Annotated in this window: 13 protein-coding genes; 2 read left to right on the plus strand and 11 right to left on the minus strand. The window is 41.9% G+C overall.

Annotated elements, in window-relative coordinates:
* The first annotated feature begins 40 nt into the window (after nucleotides 1-40).
* Entirely contained in the window at nucleotides 41-1,225 is a 1,185-nt protein-coding gene (locus tag BC643_RS01995; protein ID WP_170154422.1) for a tetratricopeptide repeat protein, read from the plus strand.
* A gap of 795 nt (nucleotides 1,226-2,020) precedes the next feature.
* Here BC643_RS01995 and BC643_RS02000 read toward each other — a convergent pair.
* The 10 genes from BC643_RS02000 to BC643_RS02045 form a co-directional block, all read right to left on the minus strand.
* Nucleotides 2,021-2,200 (minus strand): hypothetical protein, encoded by a 180-nt coding sequence (locus BC643_RS02000; protein WP_120271499.1) that lies wholly within the window; start codon nucleotides 2,198-2,200, stop codon nucleotides 2,021-2,023.
* A gap of 94 nt (nucleotides 2,201-2,294) precedes the next feature.
* A complete protein-coding gene (locus BC643_RS02005; RefSeq protein ID WP_120271500.1) occupies nucleotides 2,295-2,765 on the minus strand; it encodes a methylglyoxal synthase in 471 nt (156 codons plus the stop codon).
* Between the two features lie 236 nt (nucleotides 2,766-3,001).
* Complete coding sequence (locus BC643_RS02010; protein ID WP_120271501.1) at nucleotides 3,002-3,508, minus strand: flavodoxin; 507 nt, start codon at nucleotides 3,506-3,508, stop codon at nucleotides 3,002-3,004.
* 10 nt (nucleotides 3,509-3,518) lie between these two features.
* The gene (locus tag BC643_RS02015) at nucleotides 3,519-5,564 is read right to left on the minus strand and encodes an alpha-ketoacid dehydrogenase subunit alpha/beta (RefSeq protein WP_120271502.1); all 2,046 of its coding nucleotides are present in this window, start codon (nucleotides 5,562-5,564) and stop codon (nucleotides 3,519-3,521) included.
* A 5-nt stretch (nucleotides 5,565-5,569) separates the two neighbouring features.
* Entirely contained in the window at nucleotides 5,570-6,874 is a 1,305-nt protein-coding gene (locus tag BC643_RS02020) for a dihydrolipoamide acetyltransferase family protein (protein WP_120271503.1), read from the minus strand.
* A gap of 178 nt (nucleotides 6,875-7,052) precedes the next feature.
* Complete coding sequence (locus tag BC643_RS02025; protein WP_120271504.1) at nucleotides 7,053-7,514, minus strand: hypothetical protein; 462 nt, start codon at nucleotides 7,512-7,514, stop codon at nucleotides 7,053-7,055.
* A gap of 80 nt (nucleotides 7,515-7,594) precedes the next feature.
* Nucleotides 7,595-8,899 carry a serine hydrolase domain-containing protein gene (locus BC643_RS02030; protein ID WP_147377106.1) on the minus strand — a complete coding sequence of 435 codons (1,305 nt, stop codon included), beginning with the start codon at nucleotides 8,897-8,899 and terminating at the stop codon, nucleotides 7,595-7,597.
* A 20-nt stretch (nucleotides 8,900-8,919) separates the two neighbouring features.
* Nucleotides 8,920-9,831, minus strand: a complete 912-nt coding sequence (locus tag BC643_RS02035) for a dihydroorotate dehydrogenase (protein ID WP_120271506.1) — start codon at nucleotides 9,829-9,831, stop codon at nucleotides 8,920-8,922.
* A complete protein-coding gene (locus BC643_RS02040) occupies nucleotides 9,819-10,598 on the minus strand; it encodes a dihydroorotate dehydrogenase electron transfer subunit (protein ID WP_120271507.1) in 780 nt (259 codons plus the stop codon). The genes BC643_RS02035 and BC643_RS02040 overlap by 13 nt, the downstream gene beginning before the upstream one ends.
* Before the next feature lie 36 nt (nucleotides 10,599-10,634).
* Nucleotides 10,635-11,084, minus strand: a complete 450-nt coding sequence (locus BC643_RS02045; RefSeq protein WP_120271508.1) for a helix-turn-helix domain-containing protein — start codon at nucleotides 11,082-11,084, stop codon at nucleotides 10,635-10,637.
* A 792-nt stretch (nucleotides 11,085-11,876) separates the two neighbouring features.
* Between BC643_RS02045 and BC643_RS02050 the strand changes: the two genes are divergently transcribed.
* A complete protein-coding gene (locus tag BC643_RS02050) occupies nucleotides 11,877-13,100 on the plus strand; it encodes a metallophosphoesterase (RefSeq protein WP_120271509.1) in 1,224 nt (407 codons plus the stop codon).
* Here BC643_RS02050 and BC643_RS02055 read toward each other — a convergent pair.
* Nucleotides 13,071-15,941: a TolB family protein gene (locus tag BC643_RS02055; RefSeq protein ID WP_120271510.1), complete on the minus strand. Its 2,871-nt coding sequence runs from the start codon at nucleotides 15,939-15,941 to the stop codon at nucleotides 13,071-13,073. The genes BC643_RS02050 and BC643_RS02055 overlap by 30 nt on opposite strands.
* Nucleotides 15,942-15,990 lie beyond the last annotated feature (49 nt).

A 15,990-nucleotide genomic window follows, 5' to 3' on the forward strand; every position in this document is an offset into this window, starting at 1 on the left:
ATTAAATTTGTAGCAAAAAAAGTATCTTAAATTAACTATGATGATGAAGAAAACAATTCTATTGTTGGCCATACTTGTTACCGCTGTGGCTGGCTCTTATGCACAAAAGGGCAAAGTTTCCAGCGCTCAAACATTGAAAGACAGTGGTAAGCTGGATAAGGCGTTGGAAGCGATCAATGAGGCTATTGATCCAAATAACGAAAAAGCTGAAAAATCAATTCCTTGGCCAAGAACTTGGGAAGTTCGTGGTGAAATCTATCACGACATTTACAAATCGAAAGATGAAAACTACAAGAAGTTAGCGACTGATCCGTTGGCTACTTCTCTGGAATCTTTCAAAAAAGCGATTGAGTTAGATACAAAAGGAACAGGAAGCAACGGTGTTAAAATCAACCTGACACTTTTGATCAACGATTTTACCGATCAAGCAGTTAAAGGTTTCAACGAAAATGACTACGAATTAGCACTGAAATCTTTTGAACAGATTTTGGATATTCAAAGCATGCCTTTGATGCAAGAAGATCCTCCGACAGTTGACACTGTGATCATTTTCAACGCAGGTTTGGCTGCTTACAATGCTGAAAACTACGATAAAGCGATTAAATATTACAAAGAAGCTGCTAAATACAACTACAACGAAGCACGTACTTATGAGTTGATCGCTGCCAGTTACACAAACCAACAAGACACAGTAAATGCATTGGCTGCGTTGCAGGAAGGTTTTGAGAAATATCCTGAAAGTAGTTCTTTGCTGGTGCAAATGATCAACATCTATATGAACGCAAACAAAACTGATGATGCGATGAAATACCTGGAACTGGCTATCGAGCAAGATCCTGAAAACGCTTCATTCTACTTTGCTAAAGGTGCGTTGAATGATAAGTTGGGTAACACAGACGACGCAGTTACTTCATACGAAAAAGCTCTGGAGTTGAAAGATGACTACTTTGATGCTTACTACAACCTGGGTGCTATTTACTACAACAAAGGTGTAAAACAATTGGATGTAGCGAATGCTGTTCCTACAAACCAACCAGACAAATACGAAGAAGAAAAAACAAAAGCGGATAAAGAATTCGAGAAAGCAATTCCTTATATGGAAAAAGCTTCAGAAGTAAATCCGGAAGATACTTATTCGTTGGAATCATTGAAACAATTGTACTATCGTTTGAAAATGATGGACAAGTTTGATGAAGTAAATAAGAAACTGGAAGATCTTAAGTAATATTGAAAGGAGGGAATTTTCTCTCCTTTTTTTGCATCTATAAAAATAACATAATATCAACTATAAGACAAACAGTAAATATTGTTTTCGTCCTGGATTCAGCTTTAGACTTGTCAAATCATACCATCACTCTGGTATCAAATCAAAGGATTCTACAGAGGAAGATTTAACTATTATTAGATCCTGTTTTAAACTCCACCTATTTCTATTAACTCAAATGCATAAGGCTTCCTACAGAAAAATCTATCTAAGAAACTACAAGATCACTTCACAAATCCCTTATTCAATTCTTTAAGCATCTAGGGAACTCTCAACATAGCTATTGACGTTTCTCAAATTTCAATCTAAAATAATAACATAATTAACTCAAATTCCTTTCAGTATTCAAATGCATCCGATTAGTTGTCCGCAAAAAGCCAAAATTAGAAAATTGACGAAAAAGGCAGCTTGGAGGAAACTGGACACGATAATCGCTTGAAAATTTTAATTTATACAGTCAATCGGAATTAGTTAGGATCTTTATGTTGTTATAACCCGAAACACCAATCAAAGTGCCCGGACACTATAAGCTTCAAAACTGAATTGTCTATTCGTGTAACTTGACTGAATCATTTCTGATTAATAATCCGCAATAAATCACTTTTGTAAATTATTTACATTTATGTATTTCATTTATTTAGTGAGACTTACTAGGACATCTCCAGTAATCTCAAGGCACAAAAAAGCCCAAGTATCGAAATACTCAGGCATATGTTATTACATTTGTGTCGTAAAAAATGACTAACTAGAGATCTCTCAGTTAGTCCGTAAAGTGTAGAATTCTTCAAGCCCTAAATTGATTATAGCCTGTATGTCGCCAATTACTTTAGACTTTGGCTTCAGCTTAAAGGCTCGATCATCGTCACTTTTCTTTGCCATGATATCTTTTAATAAGTACATGGCTTTAATCATCTTTCTTAATCTTTCTTGTTCCATGGCGAATTGGTTTTTCACAAATTTACCACCTTCGCTTGAATCAATCCTTTACCGTTAAATTATGTCATTCTTAAGAAAATGTAAATGACTTGTATTACAAATCGACTTCGCGCTTGATATACGCTGAATAATCCTTCAATATTGGGCTGTATTTCTGGTGGAACAAATTGGACGAGATGATAAAATCGGCTGTAGACCGGTTTGGCGCTGTTGGGATATTGTAAAGTGTTGCAATCCGAAGAAGCGCTTTAACGTCAACATCGTGCGGTTGCGGTTGCATTGGATCCCAAAAGAAAATCATCATATCGACCTGACCTTCACAAATAAGCGCACCTAACTGCTGGTCGCCCCCCAAAGGGCCTGATTTTAAGCGTGTGACTTCCGGAGGGATCGCATCATGGACTTTGCACTGTTTTTCGATTGTTTCCTGGATCAATTTTCCTGTTGTTCCGGTACAAACCAAACTGTGAGGAAGTAATTCCTTCCAGTTGTACGCCACCCATTCCATCATATCCTTTTTGCGGTTATCGTGGGCAACGAGGGCAATTGTTTTCTTCTTTTTCATTACTCTTTTCTGATTTTGTTCGCCACAAAAATAGCTCAATATTCAAATTCTTACCGGTTTGTTATTCTACCGTGTCGTTCGTTAACGGAAAAATAGCAATAAAAGATGCTTTATTCCATGGAGGATCTTCATGAGGAATGAAAAAGAAATCACTGTCCCCCGAATTGTATCAAGCAAAAAAAAGAGCGCGGTAATTTTTACCGCACTCTTGCTAAATAGAATTATTGTAGGATTTTCTATTTGAACTCTTTTTGGAGCTGTTCAACCCATTTTTCAACCCGTCCTTTTGTCAGTCGAGGTTGATTCTCCTGGTCAATACACAAACCACAAAGCTGGTCGCCACGTTCGGCACGGCTTGCTTCGTATTCGTAACCTTCTTTCGAAGTGAAACCAACCAGTTTACCTCCTTTTGACTCGATCAGATCGGCGAAGATACCAACACCATCGTTGAAGTTTTCAGGATACCCTTTTTGGTCACCCAAACCATAGATTGCGAATTTCTTACCCGACAAATCCATGTCGTCAATTGCCGGAACAAACTCGTCCCAGTAATTTGGTAATTCGCCGTCCCACCAGGTTGCAACACCAATAACGTAGTTGTCGTATTTCAGGAAGCTTTCTTCATTTACTTCCTCTGCGTTGAGAATATCAAGATTGTCTTTCCCGAAAACCTCGATAATTTTCTCGCTTACTTTAGAAGTTTTGTTTGTGTGAAAACTGTAAAATATAGCTGTTTTACTCATGATTTTCCTTTTAATATGCCATTAATTCTTTAGCTGCTGCAACGATCCGTTCAGTATTCGGTAGGATTGCTTTCTCCAGAATACGGTTGAAACCAACCGGTGTATACGGAGAACCAACACGTTTAACCGGTGCATCCAGGTCTTCGAAAGCTTCTTCCATGATCATCGAAGTTACTTCAGAGCCGAAGCCTGCGAATACCTTGTCTTCGTGTACGACCATGACTTTACTGGTCTTTTTAATCGATTCAAGGATCGTTTCTTTATCCAACGGAACAATTGAACGAAGGTCAATCACTTCAACATCGATTCCTTCTTCTTCCAAGGCCTTAGCAGCATCCAAACTGTGAATCAACGTATTTCCGTAAGTAACCAAAGTCACATCTTTTCCTTCGCGACGAACGCGGGCTTTTCCGAATGGCACTTCGAAATCGTCAGGAATTGAAGCGGCAGCTTGGGGAGCGTTATATAAAGCCTTTGGCTCCATAAATACGGTCATCCCTTTCGAACGCATTGCAGTACGCAACAAACCGGCAGCATCGTCAGCAAAACATGGGTAAACAATACGTACACCCGGGATTGTTGCCAAAGCACCTTCCAGGTTTTGCGAGTGGTACAAACCACCACCAATGTAGCCACCTGAAGCCAAACGAATGGTCATATTCGGTACAAACTGACCGTTTGAACGCCAGTAGTCGTGGCTTGAATCAACGTATTGTTCCATTGCCGGCCAGAAGTAGTCAGCAAATTCAGCACCTTCAATAACCAGACGGATTTTATCGTTGAAACGGCTCATACCGTTTGCAGTACCCACGATGAAATCTTCAGCAATTGGAGCACTAAATACACGTTGATCACCGAATTCCTGTTGCATACCTTTGGTTACGTTGAAGGCACCGCCTTTTTCTTTGTTGGCAACGTCCTGTCCCCAAATAAAGGTATCCGGGTTTTCGCGGAATTCTTCTTTCAGCGTTTTATTGATTGCATCAACCAACTTGATTTTTTCACCATCGTGGTTGTGTGTACCTGCCGGGTATTTATCAGCCGGATAAGGTTCTGGCATTACAAAATCGAAGATTGTTGAAGGATCCGGATCCGGAGCTTTCATTGCTTTTTTGTGCGCATCTTTTACAATCGCTTTAGCTTCTTCTTCGATCGCCTGAATTTCTTCCTGCGTGAAACGGTTGTAACGCAGCAACATGCGGACAAATTTCGCCATCGGGTCGTAAACACGAACGTAATTACGCTCGTTTTCGCTGCGGTACAATTCGTGACGGTCTGAGTTCGAGTGTGACTCCATGCGCACACAGTTCGCCTGCACGATAACCGGCTCTCCAACTTCCAAAACGTGTTTTTTCGCCTCTGCCATCGCATTCATCGAGTCGAAAATATCTTTACCGTTACAGTGAATAATACGCAGGTTTTTGAAACCAGAGAAGTTGTTGGCTGCTTTACGGTTTGCTGTTTGCATGTTTTTCGGAACGGAAATACCGTAACCATTGTCCTGCAACACGAAGATCACCGGAAGTTTCTCACGAGAAGCACCGTTGATGGCTTCGTACACGTAACCTTCTGAAGTCGAAGATTCACCGTGTGATGTAATTGAAACACCTTTGTGTCCGTAATATTTCATGGCACGGGCCACACCTACGGCGTGCAAGTCGTGGTTACCTGTACAGCTTGATACGTTATGGATATTCCATTCCGGTTTTGCAAAGTGGTTCGACATGTGACGACCACCACCGGCAACGTCTGTTCCTTTTGAGATACCGTTCAGGATGATTTCTTCAGCTGTCAATCCAGCCGAGAAACAAGTCATCATATCACGGTAATACGGGAACAGGTGATCGGTATGGCGATCAAAAACCTGACCGATTGCAAACTGAATACCATCGTGTCCGGCGTATGGGGCGTGGTACGACCAGCCAATGGCCTGTTTCAGGTAGTTAGGAGCTCTTTCATCCAGTTTACGGCCAACCACTAGGGTTTTCAGCCATTGGTGAAGCACGTCCTTTTCTACGCTCTTTATCGTATAAATTTTGGGATAAATACTACTCATTGGGATTAGATTTTTCTGTTTACGTCAAATTCTTCGAGAAGCTCAGCAATTCGTCTTAGGAAAGCACCGCCTAAAGCACCATCGATAATACGGTGGTCGTACGATACAGACAAGAACATTTTGTGGCGGATGGCAATCACGTCACCAGCAGGTGTTTCGAGAACAGCCGGCTTTTTAACGATGTTACCGGTAGCCAGAATTGCTACTTCAGGTTGGTTGATGATTGGTGTACCGATATCGTTTTTGAACGTACCGAAGTTACTGATACTGAAAGTACCTCCTGAAATTTCGTCCGGAGTCAGTTTGTTGATACGGGCACGGTTAGCCAAGTCGTTCATTGATGATGTCAATCCAACCAGGTTCTTTTGGTCAGCATCTTTAATAACCGGAACGATCAGGTTACCATCAGGCTTAGCTACGGCAACACCAATATTTACTTTACCGCGAAGAATGATTTTATCACCGTCAACAGATGCATTCAACATTGGGAATTCGCGCAGAGCGGTTGCTGCTGCTTCGATAAATACAGGCATAAAGGTCAGTTTTTGACCGAATTTAGCCTGGAATTCGTCTTTTACTTTGTTTCTCCACAAAACAACGTTGGTCACGTCAGTTTCAACCACCGATGTTACGTGAGGCGCAGTAGATACCGATTGAACCATACGCTCAGAAATGATTTTCCGAATACGGTCCATCTCAATCACTTTGTCATCAGCACCGACCGGAATGCTAGGTTTCGGAGCTGCTGGTTTTTCTTTTGGAGCGCTTGCCGCCGGAGCTTCAGCTTTAGGTGCTGCCGGAGCTGCTGGTTTTGCGCCTTTTCCTGCCAGATAATCCAATACATCTTGCTTTTGAACACGACCACCGGCACCACTTCCTTCAATGGTTTCCAGCACTTCCAGTGAGATGTTTTCTTCTTTAGCAATCGATCGCACAAGCGGTGAATAAAAACGTGTTGATTCTTTAAAATCAGCAGGTGCTTTTTCTTCTGATGCTGTGCTTGCTACTTCCTCTTTATCAGTTGCTGCGCTTGCTTCGTCGCTTGATGAATCATCGTCATCACCGTCCTCGTCAGTTTGGATGATGGCAACAATTTCTCCTACAGGAACGATTGAATCTACTTCAAACAGAATTTTTTTAATTACACCGTCAACAGGTGATGGAATTTCAGAGTCAACTTTTTCCGTCGCGATTTCGAAAAGCATATCATCCTCTTCAATTTTGTCTCCTTCTTTCACAAACCACTTCGTAATAGTCGCTTCCTGAACACTTTCGCCCATCTTGGGCATTTGGATTTTAAATTCTGACATTTTCCAATTTATTTATTTAACACATTATTATCTGGAATTTTCACCACATTAAACACACAGGTTTTCGAAATGTTCAAGCAAAATTAGACTTTCCAGAACTTTGAAGAAGCCTGATAAAACAAGAATTTCAGAAGTAAAAAGGTGAAAAAAAATGCGGGCTGAAAATTATAAGTTCAAACTAGTTTTTGATTACGATTTTATCGAAAATTCCAACTAATTCGACCGGATTACTAGTCGCTCTCAATTCAGCCTCCAATGGCGAGGTATCTTCTCTAACGATTAAAATACATTTTTCGAGAATTTTTCGAAATTCGCCTTCGGCGGTTTCTTTCCCGATGGTACCTTTTTTCATGCATTTGCAGAAGTATTTCGATAACTTCTGAACAGAATAATAAACGTCGGGCTTTAAAATCTCGATTGAAGTTTGAAAATCGGGTGCTCCCATATTGATTTTTTTGGAGTACACTTCGTTGAACTGTGCCAGTTTGATTCGCACGTCATCACTCAAATATGGATTGGAAGGGCATTCTTCAATTTTTGGAACCTGTATTTGCGGATCAGCCTTAAACACATACTGATCCTGCGCTTTCACGCAAAGCGCGGCACATGTAGCAAATAATACAATCAACAAAAACTTCATATTCCCCCGATTTTTCCTCCTAAAAATAGAAAGATTAGGGAAAGTTGAGAATTTAAAATCGTTAAAAAATATTAAACGTGCTAATTTGCTTTAGCCAGGGGAAGTGTGTGTATCGGGTAGTAGTTGAACAAATCCTGATCAGGCCATTCTTTGACTTTGTAACAAATTTTATACATCAGCGAGTTGATGTCGTTAGCCAGCAAAGATCCTTTCCAACTGCTGGTATTCGAAATGAAAACCCAGGTTAATCCATCGTCCATGCGCTTAATCATTGCAGATGTACCGGCCATACTTCCGGTCCGGATCCAGGTGCCGTTGTTGAACGAAGTTTTCCAGCCAAGCGGCCCCTTCGCGTAGGTGTTGTCTGTCATTTCTGCAATCGACGAAGCTTTCAGTATGTCTTTCACACCTGGTTCTCCATCGATGTAGGTAACCAAGCGAGCCAATTCAATGGCTGAGCAGGTCCAGCCACCAGCTGCTCCCAAAAGTTCAATCGGGTTTCCTCCGTTCGATTTGGCAACCATTTTCCCCGAACCATTGTATTCGGGAACCAAGGCGCTGCCTTCCGATTCGTAATAACTCACTTCGTTTTCGAACCTGTTGGCTGCGTAGCTATTCGCAATGTGCATATCAACAATCCCATTCGGAACGAGGATATTATCCTGAATAAAACTTTCGTAGGTTTTGCCGCTAACCGTTGCAATTATTTCTCCCAAGAACATGTATCCCATGTTGGAGTAAGATGTTTGAGTTCCCGGGTAGAACGACAGTCTGCGGGTTGCAATGTACTTGTAGTAGGAATGAATTGTCGCCGGAGCTTGATCTCCAACTTTCTCGGCAATAGTAAGTGAATTGAAAGCCGGATCACCATAGCGCTGCGACCAGCCTCCGGAGTGAGCCAAAAGCTGACGAACAGTGATTTTATAAAGCCGTTTATCGCGAACTTTGTTGAAAATGGTGTCTTTAATGATTCCAGTCGGGCCAAAAACCTGTTGGTCGAGATTAAGCTTTTTCTCTTCAACCAATTTCATGATTGCCACTCCTGTCAACAGTTTGGAAACACTGGCTACCCGAAACAGATTTCCGGGCTGTACAACGTCATTTTGGTCGTTTGCAAAACCAAATCCCTGGGCATAAACCAGCTTATCGTCTTTGACAACAGCCAGAGATGCGCCTTTCAATCCCCATTGGCGATTAAACCGGGCAATCTGCTTTTCGATATAGGGCGAGCTGGAGAAGTCTGAAAGTTCGTTGGTAATCCGCTTGTTCAGCCCCTGAACTTCCAGTTGGTAGTATGGAGGTATCTGTTTATGGGTATGGTAGCTCTTCGAACTGTAGCTAAATACCAAAACCATGGCAATAAATAGATACTTGATATACCTCACGTTACAATTGTTAATTCAATTTACACTTGCATTGCGCCAATAATCTCTTTCACAGAACTAAACTGGTGACGCTCTAAATACTCATTAATTCCATCTACGATTTGCACCGGGATAGTTGGGTCGATAAAAATCGCCGTTCCAACCTGAACCGCAGTTGCACCAGCCAGCATAAATTCGATCGCATCGGTAGCGTTCATGATACCGCCCATTCCGATTACGGGAACTTTTACAGCCTGTGCCACCTGCCAAACCATGCGTAAAGCAATCGGTTTGATCGCCGGACCGGATAAACCACCGGTGATGGTTGATAAAACCGGTTTGCGCGTCTCAGCGTTGATCGCCATCCCTAAAAAGGTGTTTACCAGCGACACGCTGTCGGCTCCCTGGCCTTCCACAGCACGGGCTATTTCTGCGATATTGGTTACATTGGGCGATAGTTTCACGATCAGTGGCTTGTGGTAAACCGCGCGAACAGCTTTCACAACAGCTTCTGCCGACGGGCAACTAACACCAAATGCCATTCCTCCTTCTTTCACATTCGGGCAGCTGATATTCAACTCAATTGCCGGAATTTTGTCCAGTTCATTAATCCGCTCAGTCAGCTCAACGTATTCTTCAATCGTCGAACCATTCACGTTAACAATGAAATTCGAGTTAACGTCTTTAATGGTCGGATAGATATTTTTAACGAAATTATCGACGCCTTTATTTTGCAAACCAACGGCATTTAACATCCCTGACGGCGTTTCGGCCATGCGCGGGTAATTATTTCCTTCACGGTGCTTAAGCGTGGTTCCTTTCATAACCACACCTCCCAGCTTCTCCAAATCCACGAAATCGGCGATTTCCTGCCCAAATCCGCAGGTACCGGAAGCGGTTAATACCGGATTTTTGAAATAAAGGTCTTTTATATTTACGCCTAAATCTGCCATGTCAAATCTTTAATGTTAAACACGGGGCCGTCGGTACATACACACTTATGCCCTGAAGTGGTTTTCTCTACGCAACACAAACAAACACCGAAGCCGCAAGCCATCATATTTTCAAGCGAAACCTCGCAGAAAGCCCCGGATTTAGCGGCATCTGCGGCCACTGCTTTCATCATTGGATTAGGGCCACAAGTGTAAATTTTGTCAAAACCCGACAATTCACTTTTGTATACCGGGTGGTTGGTTACAAAACCTTTCTCACCAAGGCTTCCGTCTTCAGTTGTGAAGTAAAAGTTGCCGTTTTGTTTGTAGTCGCTAATGTCGATGTGATCTCGATTGCTGCGTGCTCCAAGCAAGATGTGTACTTGTTTCGGATCGAGTCCGCAAACTTTCGATAAAAACAACATCGGAGCAACACCGCTACCTCCGCCTATCAGCAATATTTTATCGTCCTTTTCAGGGATTGTAAAACCATTACCAAGCGGATAAATTACACTGATCTTTTCGCCGGCTTTGTAAGTGGTTAAAACCTTTGAGCCGCGTCCCAGGATCTTCACCAATAGCGAGAACTGCTTTTTCTCCCGATCAACATCCAGGATCGAAAAAGGCCGCCTTAGGAATATCTCTGTAGCTTGCTTGATTTCAACATTTACAAATTGACCGGGGAAGATCTCTGGTAATTCACTCTCGGATTGCAAAACCAAGCGAAAATTATCGTGATTTAATTGCGTATTCTCAACGAGCAAAAGCTCCTGGATAGTTTTTCTCATTCCAAGTTCAATTTGCCGGCAAATATAGGAGAAAAATTAGTTTGACGGTAGGTATTGTTTAAAAGTTTGGTCGGTGTAGAAGACCACGATTCGCTCTATCTCTTTAGTCGTGGGCGGGATCAGACTTTTCACACTCTCCGGAACTGTTTTATTGGTGTTAATAATTTCAGCTTCCTTTTCGGGTTCTTTTTCCTCCGCAGGTGGGTTTGAAATAACCGGCTGCTCCTCTTTGGGTGGTTTAGGAGTGTCAAAAAGGCCTGTCGGATGTCCGTTGGAGCCTACCAACATGTCGCCTTGCCCTGTGATAAGCCATTTGGCATTGAGTTCGGGGAAAGTTTCAAGCAGCTTACTGATAAACTGAAAACCGGGCTTGTTTCGTCCCTGCAAAACGTGAGTAACATTCGAACGCTGAACGCCAATAGCGTCTGCTAACTCAGAAGGACTAATCTGTTTGTAGTCCATTATTTGCTTAATCCGGTTGTTCATAAATGTCAATCCTTGATTTCACAAAACTAAAAATCAAATTTCATTTTTGCAAACAACAAAAGTAAACTGCGTGAGTGACATTTGTAATTCACAAATTAACCCAATAGTAGTATATCTTTGTTATTCCTCCCGATATAACTATAAACAGATTTAGATGAATTTATTAAAATATTGATTTAATGATTGTTATAAATTAAAACATACTTTAAATGACTGAAATTTGGCGCATTCAGGCAAATACAATAAACAACAGCTGCATATAAACGATATAAACAACTGATTTTAAGTATTTACTGACTGTATTTAGAGAATATTTTATGCCCTGTTTGAGTTGTTTACGGAATTGAATAATCCACTCCCCGCTCCTATTTAGAATTGCAAAATTTTGATGAATTTGCTAAAATCAATCCGTATACTTTTGTGAATCATGTTAAATTCACTGCACCAAATAACTATTTACATTTTAGAATTTAGAATTCTATACGGACATTTTGACTTATCCTTCTTTTATTGTGAGTGTAAATTCTGAATATCAACCTAGGAAATCTCGATTCCCTATTTCTTTGCAATCTTTGCGTAGTTCCGACCGAGAATCGAATTCCATGAAAATCTCAGGCAGTTTATTTTCTCAAAAATGTACCATAAGTTATCTTAAAAGAACAAGTTACGTCACAATCAACGGACTATCTTAAAAAACGATTCCAGCGAAAATTCCAGAAAGTCAGCCAAATTTGATGCTTTCACTCTCGTAGATTCTTATTTTTGGTTAGTCATTCATCAATTCTTTAGTTTATGCGTGGAATTCCCGGATCTGCAGTGATTCTTTTTTTCGTTGCGATTTTAGTCGTCGAGCTATTCGCTTACCTTGGCATCATTCAATTGGTTTCCGGAAAAAGGCAGCGACGATTTTTTTCAATCATCTATTGGGCTGTGACCATTTCCTTTTTAGGTATTTGGCTAACCGCTTTTCTAAATCCGGACAAGATTCGGGAAACGACTGACTACTCCTTTTTTTATTTTGTCATCTCCATTACAATTCTCAATCTTGTCCCTAAAGGACTCAGCGCTGTCAGTGCTTTGATTTCATTTCCATTCCGGATGTTCCGAAAAAAAGTAATTGCAAATACGATCATGCTATCGGGACTATTGCTAAGTTTCGGATTGTTGCTGAGTATTGGTTACGGAATTAGCTTAGGAAAGGAAACGCTGCAAACCAATCAAGTAGATTTACACTTTGACTCGCTTCCCGCAGAATTAGATGGTTTAAAACTTGTTCAGATTTCGGATTTTCACCTCGGTAGTTTTAGTAATGACGATTTCCTGGTAAAAACTTCGGAGGAGATCAACCGCTTACAACCTGATATTATTGTTTTTACAGGCGATATGGTGAACAATTACTACCAGGAAATGAACGGATTTGAGGAAGCCTTGCTCGCGATGAACGCACCCTATGGCAAATTTGCCATCTTTGGGAATCACGACTATGGCGACTATTCAAACTGGAAAATGCCGGAAGCAAAAGTCGCAAACCATGCCGAGATCATTCGAAAAATACGAGCTGCAGGTTTCGATCTCTTGCGGAACCAACATGCAAAAATAAACATGCGCGATACCAGCTTGTACATGATTGGCGTGGAAAACTGGGGACACAAGCCTTTCCCTCAGTATGCTGAATTGGATACAGCGATGGAAAACGTTCCGCAAAATTCATTTCAAATCCTGTTAACCCACGATCCCGCACACTGGAAGGATGAGGTTATCCGGAAAACCAATATTCCGCTATCACTTTCCGGCCACACGCACGGAGGACAACTAGGTGTAAAAATCGCAGGGATTACCTTCAGCCCGATGTATTTTGTGCAAACATTGTGGGCCGGATTGTACCACCACGAAAATCAATATTTGTACGTAAATCAAGGCTATGGTTGCGTCGGATTTCCGGGACGTATTGATATGAATCCGGAAATTACACTGTTAACGCTGCACTCAAATCGAGTCGAAACTGATGGACAGTAAAAATTCGAAGCGGAATTCTTTAAAGTCAGTCAAGTACATCGACCGGAGACCAAGTGATACCGGAGCTGGCAATCGCAAAAAATGTCCGTCAGCTGTTATTTCAGTTCCAATCGAAGTCAGGTATTTTTTGTAGATGCTGTAAATCGATCCGTCATCGTTGTAATTGTTCCCTTCCAGGCTTGAAAAATCGTAGAACAAGTCAGCCCTAAGTCTTTTAAAGTAATAGAGTTTGCCCACGCTTAAGTCCGGGTACCACAAAGGCATGTAGTAATCGGCCGCAAATGTGTATAGATGTGTGTTACTGATCTTTTGAATACCCCGGGGAAACCGCACAACATCAGAGAATGAAATATCGAAGTTTGTTTCCTTCAACTGATAGCCATTATAAATGCGAATACCCTGATTTCTGAACAATCCGGGAAAATACAAATAGCTTTGTGCCGCTTTTAAAGTTCCGATTTTAGTTCCTTTGCCGGGACTGTGTTTCAACGCAAAATCCACGACCTGCCCAAAACGGGGAACCAAATCCAATTCAGCACTTCGCAAAACGTTTTGGAAATACAGACGATACTCCAACGAATTGTAGAATCCACTGTAAAACTGATCCGGTGTAGATTCATCATGCGAGATCCGGGTGTACGAATACTGAACCGACGGCTGAATTAATTGTGAATATTTGCCTTGGCGAAAACTCAACGGAACACGTGTTCCCAACTCATAACTTAGTTCGTTCCACGAGAACGGTACCAAAGTCGTATCCCCTTTTTGTTGAATGAGCCGATATTGAGATTTGCGTTTCCCGTAATTTATTTCGCCACTCAACACCGGGAACAGGCCGGTGTACTCAAAATTGGCTTTAACCTTACCGGCACGCTCAGTCATATCATAGTCGTAACCAATATTGGCAGTGGCCGTTCCCAACTTGTTTTGAGAAAACAAAGAAACTCCCGGGCGAACTTCATAGTCGTTTACGTTGATGTATGCCGGCGCCCAACTGTGAAAGTTGAAAAGATGTTCGAACTTCCGGTAAGGTACAGATTGATAAGAGGCCAGTTTAGAATCGGACAAATCGGGTTTGCCGGATTCCTGGTTAGCCAGTGCATCAGCCAATGAGTTGGAGATTGACCTCTTTTGTCCGCCAGGTTTGTTCAGAAAATCAGACTTATTTAACTCAGCCAATCGGTAACCGTCGGCCGAATAATCGCTGAAAACAAGGGTCGTTCCATCGAAATTACCATAGTCCGCACCAAAAGCCACACTCGTCAATTGCGTCACCGAATGATCGCCAAGGTCGAACTGATAAATATTATCGATTCCAGACTCTGCTGAAGTGTAATACAATTTACTGCCATTACAAGTCAAATTGCGGATATCGTAAAAAGCCGGCTCAGTCAATTTTTCAAACGACGAATCGCTTAAATTCAGTTTGCCAATGTACTTGCCTTTTGCGTTGAGACCAATAAAATAAAGCTCTTCGCCATCCTCGCTCCAACACGGACTCATCAAAAAATCGTTATTGGCTGTTTGAAATTTGTGAACCTGATGACTGTCATCCAGATCATTAATCGACAACAAATATTGATTCCGGTTGTCAACCGAAACAGCGACAAACGATGAATTGTCGGGAGAAATAACCGGGCTAAACAAATTGGTTTCCGATTTGAATTCACGCTTCTCACCTGTTTTCAAATCAAACACCACCACGACTGCATAATCGGCATGCGTCCAACGAATATCCGGCCTCCGTTCCGACCAGATCAATGTTGTTCCTTTTGCTGAAAATGATTCGGACAAAATTGTGCCGGGAGTGTAGAGTATTTGTTCGGTACCATTATCCACTGTGACAATCCGACCAATATCTGTTCGGCTCTGCTTGTACGCAACTACCTGACCATTGTCCAGTTTCGTCGTGTAGGAATAACTATTGTACTCACCATTGTCAATCGTGAGCGGATGGTGCTTCGTCAATTTCAGAGTATCTAACTCATTCTGCCAATTGGTTTTATAATCAGAGAAGAGTTCTTTGTAAAGTTGTTCTTTGTTTTTGCCGGTTTCCTTTTTCAAGACAGCGTTTACCGGATTAATTGAATACGGTCTATTGGCAACCCGGTTCAGAACATCCGACCAAATTTCAGAACCGTACTTTTCGCGAACACCGCCCGCGAACCACCAGCCAAATTTGTAGCGGTCGGGCACATAATCGTTGTACGATCCAAGGCTGGCTTTGTCGTACGAAAATTTTCCTTTCTGGAGCACTTGCGCTTTGTTCTCCATCAGAAAACTTGGGTTTCGCCCTCGCCCGGTTTCCGTCAAAGCAGTCTCAGTCATCACTGCATCTCCTTCCATAAACCAAAGCGGCACATACACTCCAACGACAGCAGCGGCGGCCTGTTCGCCGAAAATCACCTTCAGAATTGCAGGCATCTCCTGCTGTATTTTGTCCATCTGCACCACATGCCGAAACTCGTGAATCGCCAGCTGCTCCAACCAATCCTGCGCATAAATTCGTTGATGGGGTGTTGCGTACAATTCCATTCGTTTGGGCGACCAGGCAACCATCCCGTTCGAGTAAACCGTTTGCGTATGAAGAATCACCGAAATTTTGCGCGGTGGTGTTCCCAGGCTTTTGTAGCCAAATTCATAAACCTTATCAAAAATCCCGGCCAGCTCTTCTGCCTTATTTTCATATTCCTCCGGAAAAATGATTTGAAAATTAGGTGTGACAATTTGCCGCCACTTGATACTTCCCGGATCCGAGCCCGTTGAAAAGTACTGTGCAGCTGCCGAAAACCATAAACCGACAGACAAAAAAAGAATTAACGAGATTTTATTTTTAATCATGGCCAGTCGTTGCTTGAATGAAGCTTGAAAATAAAAAAAAGACCGGGAT

It is taken from the genome of Mangrovibacterium diazotrophicum (assembly GCF_003610535.1).
GTDB classification, from domain to species: Bacteria; Bacteroidota; Bacteroidia; order Bacteroidales; family Prolixibacteraceae; genus Mangrovibacterium; species Mangrovibacterium diazotrophicum.